This window comes from Natronomonas gomsonensis, from assembly GCF_013391635.1.
Lineage (GTDB): Archaea > Halobacteriota > Halobacteria > Halobacteriales > Haloarculaceae > Natronomonas > Natronomonas gomsonensis_A.
In genome coordinates this window covers 21,232-40,456 of the sequence record NZ_JACAWU010000002.1, presented here as the reverse complement: position 1 = coordinate 40,456, position 19,225 = coordinate 21,232, and the positions used below count along the sequence as shown (strand labels likewise).

At 63.6% G+C, this 19,225-nt stretch carries 24 protein-coding genes, 1 tRNA gene and 1 other RNA gene; 16 read left to right on the top strand and 10 right to left on the bottom strand.

Going from position 1 to position 19,225, the window contains the following annotated elements; translation table 11 throughout:
• Positions 1 to 50: 50 nt before the first annotated feature.
• The 4 genes from mvaD to HWX69_RS08385 all read left to right on the top strand — a co-directional run bounded on the left by mvaD (position 51) and on the right by HWX69_RS08385 (position 3,213).
• Entirely contained in the window at positions 51 to 1,022 is a 972-nt protein-coding gene (gene mvaD, locus HWX69_RS08400) for a phosphomevalonate decarboxylase MvaD (RefSeq protein WP_178916681.1), read from the top strand.
• A 217-nt stretch (positions 1,023 to 1,239) separates the two neighbouring features.
• Complete coding sequence (locus HWX69_RS08395) at positions 1,240 to 1,476, top strand: hypothetical protein (RefSeq protein ID WP_178916680.1); 237 nt, start codon at positions 1,240 to 1,242, stop codon at positions 1,474 to 1,476.
• A gap of 99 nt (positions 1,477 to 1,575) precedes the next feature.
• Positions 1,576 to 2,397: a YqcI/YcgG family protein gene (locus HWX69_RS08390; RefSeq protein WP_178916679.1), complete on the top strand. Its 822-nt coding sequence runs from the start codon at positions 1,576 to 1,578 to the stop codon at positions 2,395 to 2,397.
• A 72-nt stretch (positions 2,398 to 2,469) separates the two neighbouring features.
• Positions 2,470 to 3,213 carry a DUF429 domain-containing protein gene (locus HWX69_RS08385; RefSeq protein ID WP_178916678.1) on the top strand — a complete coding sequence of 248 codons (744 nt, stop codon included), beginning with the start codon at positions 2,470 to 2,472 and terminating at the stop codon, positions 3,211 to 3,213.
• Positions 3,214 to 3,225: 12 nt separating this feature from the next.
• Here the strand turns inward: HWX69_RS08385 and HWX69_RS08380 are convergent, their stop codons facing one another.
• Both HWX69_RS08380 and HWX69_RS08375 read right to left on the bottom strand, forming a co-directional pair.
• A complete protein-coding gene (locus tag HWX69_RS08380) occupies positions 3,226 to 3,468 on the bottom strand; it encodes a ribbon-helix-helix domain-containing protein (protein WP_156710178.1) in 243 nt (80 codons plus the stop codon).
• 153 nt (positions 3,469 to 3,621) lie between these two features.
• Complete coding sequence (locus HWX69_RS08375; RefSeq protein WP_178916677.1) at positions 3,622 to 4,794, bottom strand: MBL fold metallo-hydrolase; 1,173 nt, start codon at positions 4,792 to 4,794, stop codon at positions 3,622 to 3,624.
• Between the two features lie 234 nt (positions 4,795 to 5,028).
• Between HWX69_RS08375 and HWX69_RS08370 the strand changes: the two genes are divergently transcribed.
• From HWX69_RS08370 to cydB, 6 genes are all read left to right on the top strand, one after another.
• Positions 5,029 to 6,114 (top strand): rhodanese-like domain-containing protein, encoded by a 1,086-nt coding sequence (locus HWX69_RS08370; protein ID WP_178916676.1) that lies wholly within the window; start codon positions 5,029 to 5,031, stop codon positions 6,112 to 6,114.
• A 219-nt stretch (positions 6,115 to 6,333) separates the two neighbouring features.
• Positions 6,334 to 7,512 (top strand): NAD(P)/FAD-dependent oxidoreductase, encoded by a 1,179-nt coding sequence (locus tag HWX69_RS08365; RefSeq protein ID WP_178916675.1) that lies wholly within the window; start codon positions 6,334 to 6,336, stop codon positions 7,510 to 7,512.
• Positions 7,513 to 7,514: 2 nt separating this feature from the next.
• Complete coding sequence (locus HWX69_RS08360) at positions 7,515 to 8,351, top strand: DUF1641 domain-containing protein (protein WP_178916674.1); 837 nt, start codon at positions 7,515 to 7,517, stop codon at positions 8,349 to 8,351.
• A gap of 178 nt (positions 8,352 to 8,529) precedes the next feature.
• The gene (locus tag HWX69_RS08355; protein WP_246286498.1) at positions 8,530 to 9,219 is read left to right on the top strand and encodes a peroxiredoxin; all 690 of its coding nucleotides are present in this window, start codon (positions 8,530 to 8,532) and stop codon (positions 9,217 to 9,219) included.
• Between the two features lie 86 nt (positions 9,220 to 9,305).
• Complete coding sequence (locus HWX69_RS08350) at positions 9,306 to 10,706, top strand: cytochrome ubiquinol oxidase subunit I (protein ID WP_178918315.1); 1,401 nt, start codon at positions 9,306 to 9,308, stop codon at positions 10,704 to 10,706.
• Positions 10,699 to 11,715: a cytochrome d ubiquinol oxidase subunit II gene (gene cydB / locus HWX69_RS08345; protein ID WP_178916673.1), complete on the top strand. Its 1,017-nt coding sequence runs from the start codon at positions 10,699 to 10,701 to the stop codon at positions 11,713 to 11,715. The genes HWX69_RS08350 and cydB overlap by 8 nt, the downstream gene beginning before the upstream one ends.
• 3 nt (positions 11,716 to 11,718) lie before the next feature.
• Here cydB and HWX69_RS08340 read toward each other — a convergent pair whose 3' ends face one another.
• From HWX69_RS08340 to HWX69_RS08330, 3 genes are all read right to left on the bottom strand, one after another.
• On the bottom strand, positions 11,719 to 11,922 hold the full coding sequence (locus HWX69_RS08340; RefSeq protein WP_178916672.1) for a hypothetical protein: 204 nt from the start codon (positions 11,920 to 11,922) through the stop codon (positions 11,719 to 11,721).
• A 24-nt stretch (positions 11,923 to 11,946) separates the two neighbouring features.
• Positions 11,947 to 12,159, bottom strand: a complete 213-nt coding sequence (locus tag HWX69_RS08335; protein ID WP_218644769.1) for a hypothetical protein — start codon at positions 12,157 to 12,159, stop codon at positions 11,947 to 11,949.
• Positions 12,160 to 12,301: 142 nt separating this feature from the next.
• Positions 12,302 to 12,376: transfer RNA gene (locus tag HWX69_RS08330), tRNA-Arg, on the bottom strand.
• 117 nt (positions 12,377 to 12,493) lie between these two features.
• Between HWX69_RS08330 and HWX69_RS08325 the strand changes: the two genes are divergently transcribed.
• From HWX69_RS08325 to HWX69_RS08315, 3 genes are read left to right on the top strand one after another with little or no spacing between them, the layout of a single operon-like run.
• Positions 12,494 to 13,327 (top strand): geranylgeranylglycerol-phosphate geranylgeranyltransferase, encoded by an 834-nt coding sequence (locus HWX69_RS08325; protein ID WP_178916671.1) that lies wholly within the window; start codon positions 12,494 to 12,496, stop codon positions 13,325 to 13,327.
• A gap of 52 nt (positions 13,328 to 13,379) precedes the next feature.
• Positions 13,380 to 14,021 carry an RAD55 family ATPase gene (locus tag HWX69_RS08320; RefSeq protein WP_178916670.1) on the top strand — a complete coding sequence of 214 codons (642 nt, stop codon included), beginning with the start codon at positions 13,380 to 13,382 and terminating at the stop codon, positions 14,019 to 14,021.
• A 41-nt stretch (positions 14,022 to 14,062) separates the two neighbouring features.
• The gene (locus HWX69_RS08315; protein ID WP_178916669.1) at positions 14,063 to 14,470 is read left to right on the top strand and encodes a CoA-binding protein; all 408 of its coding nucleotides are present in this window, start codon (positions 14,063 to 14,065) and stop codon (positions 14,468 to 14,470) included.
• On the opposite strand, the gene HWX69_RS08310 is transcribed toward HWX69_RS08315, so the two are convergent.
• The gene (locus tag HWX69_RS08310) at positions 14,471 to 14,815 is read right to left on the bottom strand and encodes a DUF5798 family protein (protein WP_178916668.1); all 345 of its coding nucleotides are present in this window, start codon (positions 14,813 to 14,815) and stop codon (positions 14,471 to 14,473) included.
• 88 nt (positions 14,816 to 14,903) lie between these two features.
• Here HWX69_RS08310 and HWX69_RS08305 point away from each other — a divergent pair, with 88 nt between their 5' ends.
• Together HWX69_RS08305 and HWX69_RS08300 are read left to right on the top strand one after the other, a co-directional pair.
• The gene (locus tag HWX69_RS08305) at positions 14,904 to 15,347 is read left to right on the top strand and encodes a DUF7548 family protein (protein WP_178916667.1); all 444 of its coding nucleotides are present in this window, start codon (positions 14,904 to 14,906) and stop codon (positions 15,345 to 15,347) included.
• Between the two features lie 65 nt (positions 15,348 to 15,412).
• On the top strand, positions 15,413 to 16,441 hold the full coding sequence (locus HWX69_RS08300) for an LLM class flavin-dependent oxidoreductase (protein WP_178916666.1): 1,029 nt from the start codon (positions 15,413 to 15,415) through the stop codon (positions 16,439 to 16,441).
• Between the two features lie 196 nt (positions 16,442 to 16,637).
• On the opposite strand, the gene ffs is transcribed toward HWX69_RS08300, so the two are convergent.
• The 4 genes from ffs to HWX69_RS08280 form a co-directional block, all read right to left on the bottom strand.
• An RNA gene (gene ffs / locus HWX69_RS08295) (signal recognition particle sRNA) lies at positions 16,638 to 16,950 on the bottom strand.
• Positions 16,951 to 17,031: 81 nt separating this feature from the next.
• On the bottom strand, positions 17,032 to 17,916 hold the full coding sequence (locus tag HWX69_RS08290) for a mechanosensitive ion channel family protein (RefSeq protein WP_178916665.1): 885 nt from the start codon (positions 17,914 to 17,916) through the stop codon (positions 17,032 to 17,034).
• Positions 17,913 to 18,161 carry a YhbY family RNA-binding protein gene (locus tag HWX69_RS08285; protein ID WP_156710161.1) on the bottom strand — a complete coding sequence of 83 codons (249 nt, stop codon included), beginning with the start codon at positions 18,159 to 18,161 and terminating at the stop codon, positions 17,913 to 17,915. Before HWX69_RS08285 ends, HWX69_RS08290 begins: the two co-directional genes overlap by 4 nt.
• A gap of 75 nt (positions 18,162 to 18,236) precedes the next feature.
• A complete protein-coding gene (locus tag HWX69_RS08280) occupies positions 18,237 to 18,512 on the bottom strand; it encodes a ribonuclease P Rpr2/Rpp21/SNM1 subunit family protein (protein ID WP_178916664.1) in 276 nt (91 codons plus the stop codon).
• Positions 18,513 to 18,754: 242 nt separating this feature from the next.
• Between HWX69_RS08280 and HWX69_RS08275 the strand changes: the two genes are divergently transcribed.
• On the top strand, positions 18,755 to 19,219 hold the full coding sequence (locus HWX69_RS08275; RefSeq protein WP_178916663.1) for a 30S ribosomal protein S15: 465 nt from the start codon (positions 18,755 to 18,757) through the stop codon (positions 19,217 to 19,219).
• Positions 19,220 to 19,225: the final 6 nt, after the last annotated feature.

The following is a 19,225-nucleotide window of genomic DNA, read 5'->3' as shown; positions in this document are numbered from 1 at the left end:
CGAAACCGGCGGAGCGAAACTGCAAAGACGCCGCCCTCGGAGTTTCGGGTATGAAAGCGACCGCGAAGGCCCACCCGATTCAGGGGCTCGTGAAGTACCACGGGATGCGCGACGAGGAGTTGCGACTCCCGTATCACGACTCCATCTCCGTCTGTACCGCGCCGAGTCACTCCAAGACCACCGCCGAGTTCGACCCCTCGCTGGCGGAGGATATCTACGTCATCGACGGCGAGGAAGTCGACGGCCGCGGCGCCGAACGCATCGAAACCGTCGTCGACCACGTCCGGGAGTTGGCGGGGTTCGACCACCGGGTTCGCTTCGAATCGGTCAACGACTTCCCGACGAACATCGGCTTCGGGTCGTCGTCCTCGGGGTTCGCCGCCGCCGCCGTCGCGCTGTGTACCGCGGCCGACCTCGGGATGACGCGCCCGGAGATGTCGACGGTCGCCCGGCGTGGCTCCTCCTCTGCAGCACGAGCGGTCACCGGTGCCTTCTCGCATCTCCGAACGGGACTGGACGACGAGGACTGCCGCTCCGAGCGCATCGAGACCGACCTCGAAGACGACCTCCGAATCGTCGCCGCCGAGATTCCGGCGTTCAAACACACCGAAGAGGCCCACAAGGAAGCCGCCGACAGCCACATGTTCCAGGCGCGGATGGCCCACATCCACGGCCAAATCGCGGAGATGCGACACGCCCTCCGCGAAGGGAACTTCGAGGACGCCTTCGAGTTGGCCGAACACGACTCGCTGTCGCTGGCGGCGACGACGATGACCGGCCCCGCCGGGTGGGTGTACTGGAAACCCGAGACGCTGGAAGTGTTCGAAACGGTTCGAGAACTCCGGGACGATGGCGTTCCCGTCTACTTCTCGACGGACACCGGAGCGTCCGTGTACGTCAACACGACCGCAGCATACGTCGAGGAGGTCGAAAACGCCATCGCCGAGTTGGGTATCGATACCCGCCGGTGGGGCGTCGGCGGCCCCGCCGAAGTGCTCGACGAGAGCGAAGCGCTGTTCTGAGTTCCGACCACAAATATTGCGCCATCAGGCCAGTAGCGCCCGATTAATCGAGAAAAATTTAACTGGAAGAATCGCAGACAGTCGGATATGGACCCGATAGCCACGACCGGTCTCGTGTTGGGAGGGGTGTTCGCAGTCGTGTTGTGGTTCCTCGTCCGACCGCTGTTGTTCGGCCCGGCGCCGTGACCTTTTAGCCGACCCTCCCCGGAGAAGACGTATGGCCAGCGACGGCAACGCCCTCGAACGACTCGGCGAGTACATCCTCGAAAACCGCGGCGGCATAATCACCGATCTCGTCTTCGCCGTCGTGTGGGTGACGCTCGTGACGGTCATCTTCCGGTTCGTCGACGGCCCCGACTGGGCGTACTACCTCCTGATGCTCGCCGGCGTCGTCGCCTACTACGGCTTTTTCGTTTCGCTGGAAGTCGCCTTGGCTTCGGCAGAGGAGCGGTGACCCACACTGGACTTCTGTCCATGTCCGACCCACCGCGAGTAATCCGAACGAGGCTATCGAAAGCACAACGTTGAGTAATCCACGACGGCAACGCCGTGTATGAACGAGTCGGGTCTCCAATCGCTCGTCGACCACGAGACGATGGCCGAACGCGTCGACGCCGAGCGAGTCCCCGGGTGGGTTCGAGCGCACTTCACCTCCTTCACCGACGGTCTCACCGGCGAGCGCAACGGGACGCCGTTTCCCTGCTTTTTCGGGACCGAAGCCGTCCGCAACGGCGATTTGCTGTACACCTGCGTCCCGTCGATGAGCGACCGGGACGCACTCACGGGACTCGGTGAGGCCATCCTGGAGTACCTCGACTGCTACGAGGACCACGCCGATCGCGCCTCGCTTGTCGCGTTCTTCCGCCCGCCCGAACGCCGCCGTTCGGAAGCCGACTACCACGACACCCTCTGGCACATCCTCCAGTTCCTCCACGTCCACGACCCCGAACCGTGGCCCGCCGACATCCCGACGGACCCCGACGACCCGAAGTGGGAGTTCTCATTCGGCGGCGAACCGATGTTCCCGACGTGTCGGGCGCCGTTCTACGACACCTACACGAGCCGCTACTGTCCCATCGGACTGGAAATCACGTTCCAACCCCGGGCGTTGTTCGAGAACATGCACGTCACCGCCGACTACGAGCAGGGCCAACACGCCCGCGAGGTGATTCAAAACCGACTGGAAGGGTACGACGGTGTCTGTCCACACGCCGATTTGGGGGACTGGGGGGTCGAAGGCGACCGCGAGTGGCGCCAGTACCTCTTCCGGGAAGACGAATCCCAGGCGCCCGACAGCTGCCCCATCAACGTCACCCGCGACCACCCCAAAAGCGACCTTCTCGCCGGTCCCGAGGACTCCGTCGCCGCCGACTGACGCCGGGAAAGCGCACGACGCGTGTCGGACATCGGCGATACACCTACGTACGGGCACGCGCAGTTGTACAACGTGAGCGACTACTACGTCGGCAGCGTCGCTCGTGACGGCGCCTGGCTGGCAGTCGCCTACACCGAAACGGGCTACGACCACACGGCGGTCGTCGGCGGGGTCGGCGAACTCTGGACGCGCTACGAGGACAGCGCCGAGCGCATCGCCATCGACGTGCCGGTCGGGTTGGAGTCCGCGACGGCACCGCGAGCGAACGAACGCGCCGCCGCCGAGTACCTCGCCAGGACCGACGCCATCGTGCCCGCGCCCGTCCGGGAAGCCACCCGCAAGCAGCGCTATCGCACCGCCGCTCGGGTCCACGAGCGGAAAACCGACAGCGAACTGTCCCGCGCCGCCTTCGAGCGTGCCCACCTCGTCAACGCCGTCGACGACTTCCTGACGACCATCGACGAGGCCCAGCCGATATTCGTCGAGGCCCATCCCGAACTGTGCTACCGTGCCTTCGCGGGCGAACCCATGACGGAGCAACCGGCGGTTGCCGCCGGCTACGCCGAACGGATGCGCACGCTCGCGGAGTTCGACCGCGACGCGCCGCCGACCGTCCAGTCCGTCGCCGAGGCCACCGCCGGCCACCGCGTTCCGATACCGGCCGTTCTCGATGCCGTCGCACTCGCGCTGACCGTCCGCCCCGGTCCCGGCGAACTGCGGTCGCTTCCCGCCGACCCACCGAGCGACGCCGAAGGGCTTCCGATGCGGTACGTCTACCGGAGCGACGCACCGCTATCGGTCGACGAACAGCAGTGAACCGCGGTTTCCTCAGAACGTGAACTCGTCGTCCGGTTCGTCCGTCATCGCTGCCGGGTCCTGTTGGTCGTCGGTCATCTGCGTGAACAGGTCACCCTCGACATCGTCGGTGTCTTCGGTCGTCGCGTAGGCAGACACGCCCATCGAGAGGAGTTCTTCGACCGCCTGCTCGCGGTTCAGGAACTCGCCTTGGCTGACGAGACGGTCGATTTCACTGTCGATTCGGTCCGGCAACGACACTTCCACGTCGGGCATACACGACGATTCGGGAGGTGGCCGTTAAAACCCTGTGTTCGGGTGAGCACGGGGCCTACCGAGCAACGTGGCTTCGAATCAAAAACGATGCGCTCAGCAACTGGGGAGAAGGGATGGGATACGTACCGCCTGCGTCAGGGGTGGGAAACGACTTCAGTCGTCCGCGACGGCGCTTTCGGATGTCGCCGCACAGCGGTTCGGCCCGAGTTCGAGTTCGGACTCCTCGCCCTCTTCGGGGTCGTACTCGCCGGCGTTCGTCGCGATGACCTGTTCGTAGTTCGGCGGCTTCGACGGCAGGTTCTCGAACATGTGCTCGACGAACTCGTCTTCGTCCAGCTGGAGAATCTCGTTGTTCTTCCAGAGGTAGCCGACCGTGGAGAACATCGGTTGTCCGGGCGTCACGTCGATGTACTCGCCGTCGTCGGTGACCGAGAAGTGCCCCGGCAGAATCTTCACGTCGTTCGATTCGGTCATGATGACCTTATGCAGCGTCTCGTACTGGACGCGTGCGCCGTCACGGGCGTCCTTGTCGGCGAACTGGAGTTCCGTCCGGCCGATGGACTCGACAAACAGCGTGTCGCCGGTCAAGAGTGCCTCGTCGTCAACGAGGTACGAAGTCATGCCCGTGGTGTGTCCGGGGGTGTGGACAGCTTTGATTTCGACGTCGCCGAGTTCGACGACGGAGTTCGGTTCGATGGGGTCGAACTCGAAGTCGGGGTCGCGCGTCGCGGCGGGCGCGCCGAGGTGGTACGGCACGTCGAGTCGGTCGGCGAGTTCTCGCCCCTTCGAGATGTGGTCGGCGTGGATGTGCGTATCGAGGATGTGGGTGATTTTCAGCCCGTATGCGCGGGCGGCGTCGACGAACTCGTCGGTCGCACGGGTCACGTCGACGAGTGCGGCCTCGCCGGCGCGCTTCGAACCGACGACGTACCCCAGACAGCCTTTGGAGCGTCGCTGGAGTTGTAGAACGACGAGGTCGTCGTTCTCGGTGGCGATTGGAACGATGTCGTACACCATACTCCAGGCTTCCATGCCACCCTCGACGGTTTTGACGTCGTGGGCGTCACCTTCGCGTTCGAGGTACTCGGCGAAACTGCTCGCGGAGTTACCCGTCGCACAAATCGTGACGACGGTGTCGCCAGCGTCGATGGCGTCCTCGTCGAGTTCTCCGACGAGTTCGTCGTCGTCCCCGGAGTACTCCACGTTCTCGGCGCCGTCGATGTGCCAATCCTCGAAACTATCGGGCGACCGAGTGTCGAAGAGGACGAACTCCTCGTCGGCGTCGATCATATCTCTCAACTGCTCTGCCGTGATTGTCTCGACCATCGTCACTGTATTGTATAATTACCACATTTAAAACCATTCGAGCGGGGAGAATAATTTCGTATATTCACTCGAGACGGGGGAGATTCACCGGGAGTTCCCGAAATTATTTCGGGGACCTTTCCGCCCACCATGTACGCCGAAGCCGCTACTGGACCGTGGAATGGAACGACGCGGGACCGGAACCAACCAGTAACGTCATTACGACACAGTTCAATAGACAGTATTGTAGAGACAATGCAAACTTCAGACATCGAGGAGGTCCTGAGGGACCTCCCGCCGAGTTCAAAATTCATTTACAAAACGCTGTCTCGGGAGGGGTCGATGACGCTGAAGCAGATTACGGAAGAAACTCTCCTCTGTTCCCGAACGGCACGGTACGGCCTCACCAAATTGGAGGACGCGGGCCTCATCGAGGCAGCACCGGCGTTACATGACGGTCGACAGACCTGTTACAGTATCAGTTTCCGGTCGCTCGGTGGAAACCGGACCGGCTATCCGGAGCAGGTGCTGGTCAAACCCGACAGTGCCCACGAGTGGCTAGCGGAGTTCAAAACCGACGATTCCGACCTCCGGCTCGTGGAGATATCGACGGAGTACGACGACCGCCACATCCCGGGCGCAGTCGAGTTGGACCCGCGGGAGGACTTCTTGGATTCCGGTACGCGGACGATTCCGAGCGCCGACCGACTCGAAACGATACTGGGCGAGCGCGGAATCACGCCGAACAGCACCGTCGTCCTGTACAGCGACGGGTACAACGAGTTCGCAGCGTTCGTCTACTGGACGCTCAAGTACTACCGCCACCGTGACGTTCGCCTGCTCAACGGGGGCAAACACTACTGGACCGAGAACGAGTTCCCGACGACGGATGTAGCGCCGCCGGTGACAGCCGTGGACTACGAGGCTCAGACACCGAACGACCACATCCGAGCGTACCGGCAGGACGTTCAGAACGCTCTCTCGGAGGACATCGACATCGTCGACGTTCGCTCGCGCGAAGAGTACTGCGGGGAGGCCGACGCCCCCGCACGCGCGAGTGGGCACATCCCACGGACCATAAACGTCGAGTGGACCTCCGTCGTCCGAGAGTGTGGGCGGTTCGAACACCCCCGGGCGCTCGAGGCGCCGTTTGCCGAAGCCGACGTCAGCGAAGAAGACGAAATCATCGTCTACTGCAACGTCGGCGAGCGCTCGGCGCTGGTCTGGTTTGCGCTCTCGGAACTGCTCGGCTACCCGAACGTCGCGAACTACGACGGCTCCTGGACCGAGTGGGGGAACCTCGTCGACGTCCCGATAGAGACGTGCGACTCAAAGGAGTAGCGACGGGGACACGTTTTGGCCAACGTCGAACGCATCGGTCGGATGTGTAGGCGGTGAGCCACTGCTTCGAGTCGATACTGCATTTTCTGTCACGATGAGGCACCGACGGCGAACGGGTTTCCGAAATTATTTCTGCAAGTTCGATAGCTCCCCGAAGTCACTGACATTGTCTCAGCTACCTCAGCGTTCAGGTGTAACACCGTCCAACACCGGATGTCTATGGACCACATAGTCGTGCTCGGTGCCGGTGTCGGCGGCACGATGAGCGCAAACATGCTTCGCCGCCGGTTGAGTCGCGCCGACGCCGAAATCACTGTCGTCGACAAGAGTACAGAACACGCGTATCAACCCTCGTTTTACCTGTTGCCGTTCGGGTACATGGAGCCCGAAGACCAGTTCCGCGACGTACGCGGGCTTCTCCGGGACGGTGTCGAGTTCGTCCACGACGAGGTCACGGGCGTCGACCCCGACGAGAAGACTGTCTCCCTCGGCGATGGCGAACTGTCGTACGACTATCTCGTCGTCGCGCTGGGCCACCGACTCGCTCCCGAGGCGACGCCGGGGATGATAGAGGGGTGGGAGGAGACCGACGCCGTCTACCCGTTCTATCACTTCGAGGCCGCGATGGAACTGCGAGAGGCACTCGAGGACTTCGACGGCGGCACGTTCGTCGTCTCCGTCCCCGACACGTCGATCAAATGCGGTGGAGCACCGCTGAAGATGACGATGCTCGCCGAGGATTACTTCCGGCGGCAGGGCATCCGCGACGACGTCGAGGTCGTGATGACCAAAGGGAGCGACACCGTCTTCGGCGTCTCGCCCTATCGGGAGAAGCTCGAAGAAATCTGGGCCGGCCGGGACATCGAAGCCAATCTGAACTTCACTGTCGAGGAGGTGGATTACGAAGAACAGGTCATCCACTCTGACTCGGGCGACACCCAGGAGTACGACCTCTATGCGCCCGTCCCACCGCAATACGGCCAACCGGCGCTTACCGATAACTCGCCGCTGACCGAGGGCGACATCGAAAACGACGGTGAGTACGTCAGCGTCGACGAGCACACGCTCCAGCACACCGAGTACGACGACGTGTTCGGACTCGGCGACGGCTGCAGCACGCCGAACGCCAAGACGGCGGCAGCGGCGCGCAAGCAAGCCCACGTCGTCCTCGACAACCTCACCGCACACATGGACGGCCGCCGGATGACCGCCGAATACGAAGGCTATGCCGCCTGTCCGCTGTTGACGGAGAAAGGGAAGGCGATGGTTGCGGAGTTCGACTACGAGGACAGTATCTCCGCGCCCGTCGAGAGCCGGATGAACTGGATTATGGACATCAACATCCTTCCTAGCTTCTACTGGAACGGCTGGCTGCGCGGCTACGACCCACTCCCGTAACTATGGCGAGCGAACACCAATCCATCGAGACGGACGGTCCGTTCGACGACGAGACGGAGCTGGCGCGTGCCATCGAGGAAAACGACGAAGAGCTCGCGGAACTGCTCCGGATGCTCGCGACGACGGAGGAACTCGCCGAGAGTCTCGCGCCGGAACTTCGGGAGGCGGCCCGCGAGAACCGCGAGCCGATTCGGGAGCTTCGGTTGGCCTTCGAGCGCGAGGAGACGCTAGTTCTCCTCGGGAAAGTCGGCGAGGAGGCCGATACGCTCGTCGAACTGCTCGACGTGCTGGTAGCGGCAAAAGACCTCTCGGACGACCTCGTCCCGGAGTTGCGGGTCGCCATCCAGGAAAACCGCGAGGTGATCGAACGGCTTCGGTTCGCACTGGAGAGCGAAGAGACGCTCGTGTTGCTCGAACGGTTGGGGGACAACGCCGACACCCTCGCGGAACTGCTCGAGTTGCTCGATGCGGCCCACGCCACCGCGATGGACCTCGTACCGGAGTTGCGTCACGCGGCCCAGGACAACCGGAACGTCATCCGGGACCTCCGGATGGCCGCGGCGGGCTTTGCGGACGCCCACGCCGAAAACGAAGTCGAGATGTACGAACTCGGCCGAAACGCGGGGAACATGATCGCGCTCGTGGAGACGCTTGGCGACCCAAAGGTCACCGACGCCTTAGACGCAACCGTCGACGGCCTCGCACAGGAGGACCCGAAGCCGGTCGGGTTCTTCGGCCTCATCGGAGCGTTGTTCGACGCCGACGTCCGGCGGGCGCTCGGGCGGTTGGTCAACGCCGCTCGCGGACTCGGGAGCGTCTCGTTCGAGGAGTCCGACTGACGGCCTCGCGCTCGCCATCGCGGTTCGCTGCGTCGGGACGGACGCGACCCCGATAGACCCGAACTGACACCCCGGTATCGGAAATAATGTTTTCTACATTCGGAGTAAGCAATTCGAAACAGAAATAATAGTTTTTAGAAGACCAACTTAATGTCTCGGTACCCAACTACGAGATGTAATGACGAAACCAATGGGTTCCGCGGCCGAACCGACCGTCGAGACCCCCGGAATCGGCGACCAGTTCCCCGAACTAACCGTCGAGACGAGCATGGGCGAACGCTCCCTTCCGGACGACTACGAGGGGTCGTGGCTCGTGCTGTTCAGTCACCCCGGGGACTTCACCCCCGTCTGTACCTCGGAGTTCGTTGCCTTCGAGCAGCGCCGTGAGGAGTTCGAGAGTCAGCAGGCCGAACTGGTCGGGCTGTCGGTCGACCGTGTTCACTCCCACATCAAGTGGACCGAGTGGATCGACGAGAACCTCGATGTCGACATCGGGTTCCCGATAATCGCCGACGACCAGGGGTCCGTCGCCAAGCGCCTAGGAATGCTCCACCCCGGGGCGGGAACGGCGACCGTCCGCAGCGTCTTCATCGTTGACCCCGAAGGGACTGTTCGGCTGATTCTGACCTACCCGATGGAAATCGGACGCAACATCGACGAGATTCTGCGGTCGCTGCGTGCACTCCAGAAGAGCGACGCACACGGCGTCGCCGTGCCTGCTGACTGGCCGAACAACGAGACGTTCAGCGACCGAGTGCTCCTGTCGCCGCCGAGTACCGAAGCCGACGCGGCGGCCCGGAAAGCGGAGGCCGAAGCCGACGACGGTACCGAATACTACGACTGGTGGTTCGTCACCCGCGAGCAGTAATCGAGCGCTGGGCTGTCAGCATCCCCTTAGGGTTCGTTCGCGGCGGTAGCCGCCGAAACAGACACTCCTTCAACAAGAACACGAGCATGATCGACCCAGTCATCGCCAGCAGACTTCAATTCGCGCTGACGACGATAGTCCACATTATTTTCCCGGTGATGAGCATGGGCCTTGCGCCCTTTCTCATCTACTTCACGTGGAAAGAGATACGGACCGAAGAGCAGGTGTACGAACAACTCCGCGCCTTCTGGACGAAGATATTCGCCATCTCGTTCGTCGTCGGTACGGTGACGGGAATCGTCTTGGAGTTCGAGTTCGGAACGAACTTCGCGGCCTTCTCGACGGCGGCGGGTGAGCTGTTCGGCGGGCCACTCGCCATGGAAGGTATGATGGCGTTCATGCTCGAGGCGACGTTCCTCGGTATCTTCGTGTTCGGTCGAGAGCGAGTCACCGACCGCCTCTATATGATATCGAGTGTCTTCGTGGGCCTCGGTACGTGGCTGTCGGCCGTCTGGATTCTCATCGCCAATTCGTGGATGCAAACGCCGCGCGGCTACGAGGTTGCAACCGAGAGCGGACAGCCGATTATCGCGCTTGTCGACCCTATCGCTGCGTACGCCAACCCGCGGTTCCCGTGGATGTACGTCCACATGCAGAACGCGGCGGTACTGTCCGTCGCGCTGTTCATGACGGGCGTTGCGGCGTACTACGTCTGGACGAACCGTGACACGGAGTTTTGGCGGAAAACGATGAAAATCGGTCTCGCGGTGTTGCTCGTCACAGCCCCGTTTCAAGCGATTCACGGCGACGCCTACGGCCGTCACGTCGCCGACACGCAGCCACAGAAGTTCGCCGCCATGGAGGCACAGTACGAAACCGACTCCTCGGTCGGACTCAAGCTCCTGGCGTTTCCGACGAGCATAGAGGACATCACCGACCCCCACGCCGAGGAGCTGTTCGTCGTCGAGATTCCCTTCGTCGCATCGCTCTTGGCGAGCGGTGACGACCCCGGGGCCACTATCACGGGGTTAAACGAGTTCGATTCCGAGAATCCCCCTGTCGCCATCGTGTTCTGGGCGTTCCGAGCGATGGTCGGCCTCGGCTTCTGGTTCATCCTGTTGGCGTTCTGGGGTGGCTACCGATGGCTCCGCGGAGAGCTCTTCGAGGACGACCTACTTGCGAAGGCGCTTGTCGGGTCGTCCGTCCTCGGAATCCTCACGGTCGAGTTGGGCTGGATCGTAACGGAGGTGGGCCGCCAGCCGTGGGTCATCCAGGGGGTGATGAAGACCCACGCTGGCGTCTCTCCCGGGCTGACCGGCACGGAAGCGCTCATCACGCTCGCCGGCTTCGTCGGCGTGTATACGGGGTTGCTCACCCTCTATTGGTACGTCGTCGTTCGTCTCATCCGCGAGCAAGCGCCGACCCGGCCGGCGACGCCGAACCGTGACGTGAGCGGCCCGGAGAAGGGAGTGCCCGGCGATGACTGATCCGCTTTCCGCGGCGGTGCCGCTGAGTCTCGCCGACGGGCCACTGCTCGGATTGCCGCTCCCCGAACTCTGGTTCGCGCTGGTGTTCGCCGTGCTCGGGACGTTCCTGTTTCTCGATGGGTTCGATTTCGGCGTGGGAGCACTGTTCGCGACGCGGCGAACCGACGCCGAGCGCGAGCAGTTGCTGACGGCCATCGGCCCGTTCTGGGACGGCAACGAAGTGTGGCTCGTCGTCTTCGGTGGTATGCTGTTCGCCGTCTTTCCGGAGGTGTACGCGACGCTCTTCAGTCGTCACTACCTGCTCATGTTCGCCATTCTCGGTGCACTCATACTCCGCGGGCTCGCCCCGGAGATGTACGAACAGCGCCACGACGAAGCCTGGCAACGCCGCTGGGGACAGGCGTTCGTCGTCGGCAGCATCGGCTCGCCCTTCTTCCTCGGCGTGTTCGTCGGCAACTGGCTGTTCGGCGTCGAGGGCGTAGCGTCGGTTGCGAGCCTGCTCGTCGGGCTGGCGGTCGTTTCACTCACCGTCGTCGACGGTGCGGCCTACCTCGGAATGAAGACACGCGGTGACGTCCGTCTGGAAACGCGGACGTTCGGTCACATCGCGCAGGTTGTCTACCTCCTCGTTGCCGTTGCCGCGCTAGTCGTCGGCAGTCGTTCCGCGGCGCACGTCGACCTGTTCTCCCTTCCGACGCTAGGACTGCTCGGCGCAACCATCGTGTTAGCCGGGATATACGTCGCCGCCAGCCGGACGGAGCGCCACTACCTCGCCTTCGCAGCCGTTGCAGGCCAGGTGTACGGCCTCGTGGCGCTCGTCGCGACGCTGCTGTTCCCGTTGATCGACCCCGCGACCGGACTCGGGGTCGGTGACGCTATCGTGTCGACACTCCCGCTGAACCTCTCGTCGATCGGGGCAGCGCTACTCCTGCCTCTGGTCGTGAGCTATTTCGTCGTCCTGTACTCGGCCTTCAGTGGCCCAGTCGAAGAGGGGGAGTCCTACGGGTGATTCCTACACTTCCGTCTCGTGCCACTTCCGATAGAACCCGACGCTGAACAGCGCCAAGAACAGCCCGATACCGAGGTTCCGGAAGAAGGAACCGACATCTCCAGTCGTCAGCAGTTGCAACAGACCGACGCCGACGAGAAACGCGATTACCACTACCGACAGGAGGAGCATCCACGTCGCCACGTCTACAGGGGATTCGTCACTCACTGGAACCTCGTATCGAAACGACCGTCAGTGTGCTGTTGGCTCGGACGAGAGACCGATTCCCGCCAGCAACAGACCGGACACGACGAGCAATCCGAGTCCAACCGCCGTGACGATATCGCCGAGTCTGAGCATCCACGCCGCCACGGCGAGACTCGCGAGAGCCACCACCGCGCCGGCGACGAACAGCGACGGGTCGAACGACTTACGTACGCGTATCTGTGACATCGGTCGGTTCACACTATATCGTACGATTCGAACGGACTAAAACGGGGGCCTGCGGGACATTATTGGCCGTTCCGGCCCCCGAATGGGAAGTTGCGGAAATAATTTCGGAACGGTCCCCGAACATATCGCTTCGGGTTCGGTCGTCGTGAAAACATGGGCGCTGCAGGATTTGAACCCGCGGCAGCTTGGTCCGAAGCCAAGTACTCTGTCCAGACTGAGCTAAGCGCCCTCGAAACCACGTAACGCCCTCGGTGTTTTAACGCTGTCCATTTTGTCGACGGATGGGTTGGGACGACAAGCCAGTCGGTTCCGCGTTCCTTATGCCGGGGCCGCTGGAGGTGGCCCCATGGGAACGGCACGCGGGTACATCGAGTTGCTCCGGCCGGGCAATGCGGTTGCCGCGGGGGCCTTGACGTTCATCGGTGCGTTCGTCGCGGGCGGCCTCGACAGCGCCGCGCCGATGGCGATTGCGATTACGGCGACCGTGCTCGCCACGGGCGCCGGCAACGCCATCAACGACTACTTCGACCGCGAAATCGACGCGATAAACCAGCCGGACCGACCGATTCCGCGCGGTGCCGTCGGCGCACGTGCTGCCCTCGGCTACAGTCTCGTCCTGTTCGGAGTCGCCTCGGGAATCACGCTGTTGCTTCCGCCGCTGGCCATCGCCATCGCCGTCGCGGACCTCGCTGCGCTCATCGCGTACACGAAACTGTTCAAGGGGCTTCCGGGTGTGGGAAACCTCGTCGTGGGACTGCTGACGGGCAGCACGTTCGTCTACGGCGGAGCGGCAGTCGGTGGTGACCTTTCGACGGTGGGGGTGCTGTTCGGGTTGGCCGCGTCCGCGACCGTCGCCCGGGAAATCGTCAAGGACGTCGAGGACATCGCCGGCGACCGCGAAGAGGGACTGAACACCCTCCCAATCGCAATCGGCGAACGGCGGGCGCTGTTCGTCGCGGCGCTGTTCGTCGTCGTCGCAGTCGTCGCCAGTCCGTTGCCCTACGTGCTTCGGACCTTCGGCGTCGTGTACCTGCTCGCACTCGTTCCCGCAGTCGGGCTCCTGCTCGCCGGCGCGTACCGAAGTTTCGGCGACCCGACCCGTGGGCAGACGCTCCTGAAAGTCGGGATGTTCGCCGCGGCCGTCGCGTTCGTGCTGGGCAGAGCGACCGTCGTATTATAGGCCGTTTGTATCCGGCGGTACGACTATTCGAACGAGACCAATCGAGTCACCCATGAAAGGGAACGGTGGGTTCGAGTGGGTCGGAGCGGCCTCCGAAACGGCCTACGACCTCGGCGAGGAACTCGACAACCGGACCGTACCGGCCGGAACGAACCTCCTCGTCGTCGGGCCGCCGATGGCGGGCACACGGCAGTTCGGAATGGAGTTACTCGCCGCTGGGCCCGAGGACAGACCGATTATCGTCACGAACCGCGAGTCCGCACTTACGATTCGACGCGACCACGCTGACTTCTTTGACGGACCGGTCGGCGTTATCGACTGCGTGACGAAGCAGGGAGGCGAACTACGACTCGACTCACCCTCGGTTCGGTATGCGGCTTCGCCCGACGACCTCACCGGTGTCGGAATGGAACTGACCGACGTACTCGCCGGGAGTCCGGACGGCAATTCGGGTGGCGAGCGCGTCCTCTTCGACTCCGTCTCGACGCTGTTGATGTACAGCGGCGCCGAGCGCACGGCACGGTTTCTCGATGTCGTGACTGCTCGCATCGAAGAACAGGACGCAATCGGGCTGTTTACCCTCAACTCACTCGCCCACGAGGACGCGGTCTACGAACGACTGTGTCGGCTCTTCGACGGTGTCGTTCGATTGGAAGACGGGGGCGTCGTCAACGCGAAACTCCCGGAATCGTGAACCCACACAGCGCTTTTGTCCTCGCCTGACCTTGGTCGGGTATGCCAGTCGAAAGTGATGCCGAACTCCGAGAGATACTCGAATGTGACACCATCGCCGTCGTCGGCTGCTCCGGAACCGCGGGAAAAACCGCCCACGACGTACCGAAGCTCATGCGCGAGCGCGGGTACGAGGTCATCCCGGTCAACCCCTACGCAGACGAGATATTCGGCGTCGAACCGTACGACTCTCTCGGAGAGGTCGAAGAAGAAATCGACATCGTCGACGTGTTTCGCCCGAGCGAGGAGGTGAGCGGCATCGTCGACGAAGTTCTCGAGCGCGACGACGTCGACGTGGTCTGGACACAGTTGGGTATCCGCGACCGCGAGGCCGGCGAACGAGTCGAGGACTCCGGACGTCAGTACGTCGAGGACCGCTGTCTCAGTATCGAGTACAAGCGGTTGATGTAGCTACTCGCCGCTTCCGGTCCCCGTGTCGCCCCTATCGCCATCCTCGGCGTCGGGGACTGCGGCCGGGTCGTCGCCCTCGGCATCGGTGATGGCGGGTTCGGCCTCCTCGATCGCGACCTCCGTGAGGAGTTCGTCGACGTCGATACCTTCCGATTCGGCAATCGCTTCGAGCAACGCCGCCTGTTGGTCGACCTTGTTCTCCAAGGCGGCCACCCGTTCGTGGGTGTCCTGAACCGTCTCGCGGACTTCGACGATTTGCTCGCGGAGTTCGTTCATTCTCGCGTACAGTTCCTCGCCCATGTCCGCGACCTTCTGGAGTTTCTTGGTCGCGCCTCCAAGTCCCATGGCCCGGCCTTCGGTGCCGATGGCCGTGTGCCTTGCGGTGTTCGATGCGTCCCGGCGGCGTTAAGACGCCGGCGGTCGCAGGGCCGATATGGACAGCCGCCGCGCCGCACCGACGCTCGGTATCGTCGCCTCGCTCGCCGTCGTCGCCGTCCTCACCGTTCCGTACTTCGTCATCGACGACGGGGCGGCCGTCGCCAGCTACTACGGCTCCGGCGCGCTGACGCCGTGGGCCGGCGGCCTGATGGCGCTCGTCGGCGTCATCGTCTTCGCCGCGGGCCGAGAGAACCGAACCGACCCCGAGACTGCCGCCGGTGCCGCCGTCGGCCTCAGCGTCGTCGTGTTCCTCATCTCGGTGCTGTGGGCCGTCACGGTGCCCGCGGACCTCGTCCTCCAGTTGACGACCGACGAACCGCTGCTCGGCCCACTCACGACTGCGACGGTCATCGAATCCCACCGCTGGGTGCTCGCACTCGTCGCTATCGTTCCCGCCGCTGCCGCCGGATGGTACGCGAAGTCGCTTCGACTGCTGTAGCCGCGTTCGAACGCGCCGCCGTCGATACCCGAACCGTTATTCGCCGCAGTCCCCCGAAACCCGACATGGACCTCTCTATCGTCGACCTCTCTCCGGTCCCCGATGGCGGCACCGCGCGTGATGCGTACGCGAACACCGTCGAGACCGCCCAGCAGGCCGAGCGTCTCGGCTACTCGCGGTTCTGGGTCGCCGAACATCACGGCATGGCCGACACCCTCGCGGGGACGACCCCCGAGGTACTGCTCGGCCATCTCGCCGCCGAGACGGAGTCGATTCGCCTCGGCTCCGGCGCCGTGTTGCTCAACCACTATAGCCCGTTCAAAGTCGCGGAAGTCTTCGGGGCGCTGGATGGACTCGCGCCGGGACGCATCGACGCGGGATTGGGCCGTGCCAACGGGTCGCCGGCCGTCGACCGGGCGCTCGGAACCGAACGGCACGTCCGCAACCCCGACGAGGACCACGCCGAAAAAATCGAGGCCGTCGTCAGCCACCTCTACGATGAGTACCCCGACGGCCACCCATACGGCGGCCTGGAGATTCCCCGGTCGGGCGCGGAGCCACCCACGCCGTGGGTCCTCGGGTCCAGCCCATCGAGTGCGGCGCTGGCGGGCGAACTCGGCTTGCCGTACTGTTTTGCGGCGTTCATCCGCCCGCAGTTCGCCGTCCACGCCTTCGAGGAGTACCGCGAGCAGTTCCAGCCCTCACAGTTGGCCGGCGGTATCGACGAGCCACACGGGATGGTCGCGGTGAACGCGGTGTGTGCCGAAACCGACGAGAAAGCGGCACGACGCCGGGCGATGGCCGAGGCGTCGTACAAACGGATGGAACGCGGCGTCGTCGGCACGACACCCTCCGTCGAGGAGGCCATCGAGGAACTCGGCGGCGTTCCGGAACCGACTCCTGCCCCTCTCGATGATGGGGAGTGGCCGCGGGCGATTTCCGGCAGTCCGGAGACGCTCGACGGCCTATTGGCGCAGTTGGCCGACCGCGTCGGCGCCGACGAGATGATGATTCAACACGTCGTCGCCGACCACGAAGATGCGCTTCGGTCCCACGAACTGCTGGCTGACGGCGTCGGACTTACTGCTCGGTGACTGAGGTCGGTCGGAGAACGGAGACAGATACCAAGCATCCGCGAGGGCGGCGAAGCCGCCCGACGCGGTTCTCCGGACGCGACCGAAGGGAGCGTCCGGGCGAGGCGGGTGACCGTAGGGAACCCGCCGCTGCTTTTTCATCGAAGTTTTTCCACGAGCAGCCAACGGCTGCTCGTGGAAAAAGTTCGGTATGAATGAGTGGACCCGAGAGTTGCCTGGCCCGTCCAATACGGGGAGTCCCGCGTGCCTCCTCCACCCCGCGACCCTACGGGCGACAGCTGTCCACGGGTCCGCTGCTCACTTCCGTGCCTGACGGATTGCCCGTGGTTAACCGCGACCGAACGTCCCTGCAGACGCCGGTCGACGGACCGCTGCCCTCGTAGGACGAGGCTTCGACGTTGGCTTGCGGGGCCCGCACTGGTTGGGCCAGACGCACCCCGGCTTCGGTCCCCGCTAAAGACCATAGCGCGGGTTGTGAGCGGGGCCTAACCGCCCGACCTAGTCCACTTCATCGTAGTTCGCTTTGACTTAAGGGCCTTTCGGCTGCTGGTCGCGAAATCGAAGCGAAAAGCGACCCGAGAGTGTCGGGGTTACTCGGCGACGACGGGGCCTTCCGCCACGTCGATACCGCCGGTGAGCGTGCGGTGGGGGTAGGGGATGTCGATGCCTTCCTCGTCGAAGCGGCGCTTGACCGCGGTGACGTACTCGCCGCGGGTCTTCACGAAGTCCGCACGCGAGGGGTTGGCAATCCAGATGCGCGACTGGAGCCCGACCGAGGAGTCACCGAGTTCGGTCAACCGGACGGAGGGACCGGGGTCGTCCATGATGCCCTCGTGGGCTTCGGCTTCCTCCATGATGATGTCGGTGGCTTTCTCGATGTCGTCGTCGTAGCCGATGCCGAAGACGAACTTCAGGCGGAGTTTGTTCGCGTCGACGGGGTTCTTGACGACGTTGTTGGTGAGTTGGGAGTTCGGGACGGTCAACAGTTCGTTGTCGAAGGTCCGCAGGCGCGTGACCCGGAGACTGATGTCCTCGACGACGCCGGAGTTGTCCTCGAACTCTATCCAGTCACCGATTTTGAACGGCTTCTCGACGAAGATGAACACGCCCGCGACGAAGTTCGCGATGACGTCCTGCATCGCGAACCCGATGGCGAGCGTCGCGGCGGCGGCGATGGTCGCAAGCGACGTGAGGATGTTTCCGCGGCCGGAAGCCGCGAAGGCGGCCGCGATAGCGACGAACACGATGATGAAGAAGATGACCTTGTTCAGGGGCTTTTTCGCGTGGGCGTCGAGGCCGCGGCGGTCCATCGCCCGGCCGGCCAACGGCAATACCAATGCCCGCCCGAGGACATACACGACGACGAAAGCGAGGATGCCGAGAACAGCATAGCTAATCGCGTCGGTGTACGCCACCGGGATGCTGAAGATGCTGTTAAGGAACTCCGAGAGGAAGTTATTCTGTGCCGGTATCATCGATGGAACACGGCCGTATGGCCACGTGTCTCGATTACTTCACCGTTGACGCGTTCGGCGAGGTCCTCGGCCAGTTCCTCGGTCGTGGTACCGCCGCGTGCGGCCCGGAGGAACTTCGCCTTCACGAGGTCACGCTCCTGAAGTTGGTCCGACAGTTCCTCGACGACGGGGTCGAGGCCGCCTTTCCCGACCCAGACGGTCACCTCGACATCGTGGGCGCGCTGCCGCAAGTCCTGCTCCGACATGCGTCGCCGTACTCGCGCCTTCGTTTTAAAGGATTAGTTTGCCGACGTGTATCGGGGGCGTCGAGGCGGTCGACGCTACCGGTAGGGGTACCGCGACTGGGCGCCGCAGTCGCAGGTGACCACGACGTGGCCGTCCTGCGTTCGAACCCGGGCGTTTCGACCCGGAATCAGATAGGCGTCACAGGCGTCACAGGTGAACCGCTTGAACCGCTTCGGCAGCGGCAGGCGATTGCGTTCGGCGACCCGCCGCGCACGGCGGACGTACCGCTTTGCGAGGTCGTCGTTGCCCTCGCTGGCCGCCTCGCGGGCCAACTCGTGTAACCGCTCGATTCGCTCTGCGGCGACGCTCACGGCCCTGGGTTTTCGCCCGTCGCGTTTAGGCGTTCTGTAACGAGATGGGTCGAATCCCCGAGTAGAAACCGTTTAGTGTCCGAGACGACCACGAACGAACGGGAACCGCACGACCGCAAATCTGACTCGCCGGCCGATTGGTCGGCTCGGGATTGCGGTAGTGCTGGCGGAACGCCACCAGCGCCGTCGGGCCTGACGCGATACCGCCGACTACGAGCGGTCCGTGCAGTTCCAACAGAAACATGGCACGAATGCATTCCCGCCGCCGAGGCTCGTCCGGTTCGGACCGGCCCGCGGCAGACGAACCGCCGGAGTGGAGCGACGTAGACGAAGACGCGATCGAAGAGCGCGTCGTCGAATTGGCCGAGGAGGGGCACGACCCCAGCCAGATCGGCCTGAAACTGCGCGACGAGGGCGTCCAGGGCGTCCCGGTGCCGGACGTGAAACTCGCGACCGGGAAGAAGGTGACCGAGATTCTCGAGGTTAACGACGTGACCCCCGACTTCCCCGAGGACCTCCGGAACCTGATGGAGCGGGCCGTCCGTCTCCGCGACCACATGGACGAAAACCCCGGCGACGCCCAGAACAAGCGGGCGCTCCAGAACACGGAGTCGAAGATTCGCCGCCTCGTCAACTACTACCGCGGCGACGAACTCGACGAGTCGTTCACCTACGAGTACGACGAAGCGAAGGAACTGCTGGAGTAACAGTCA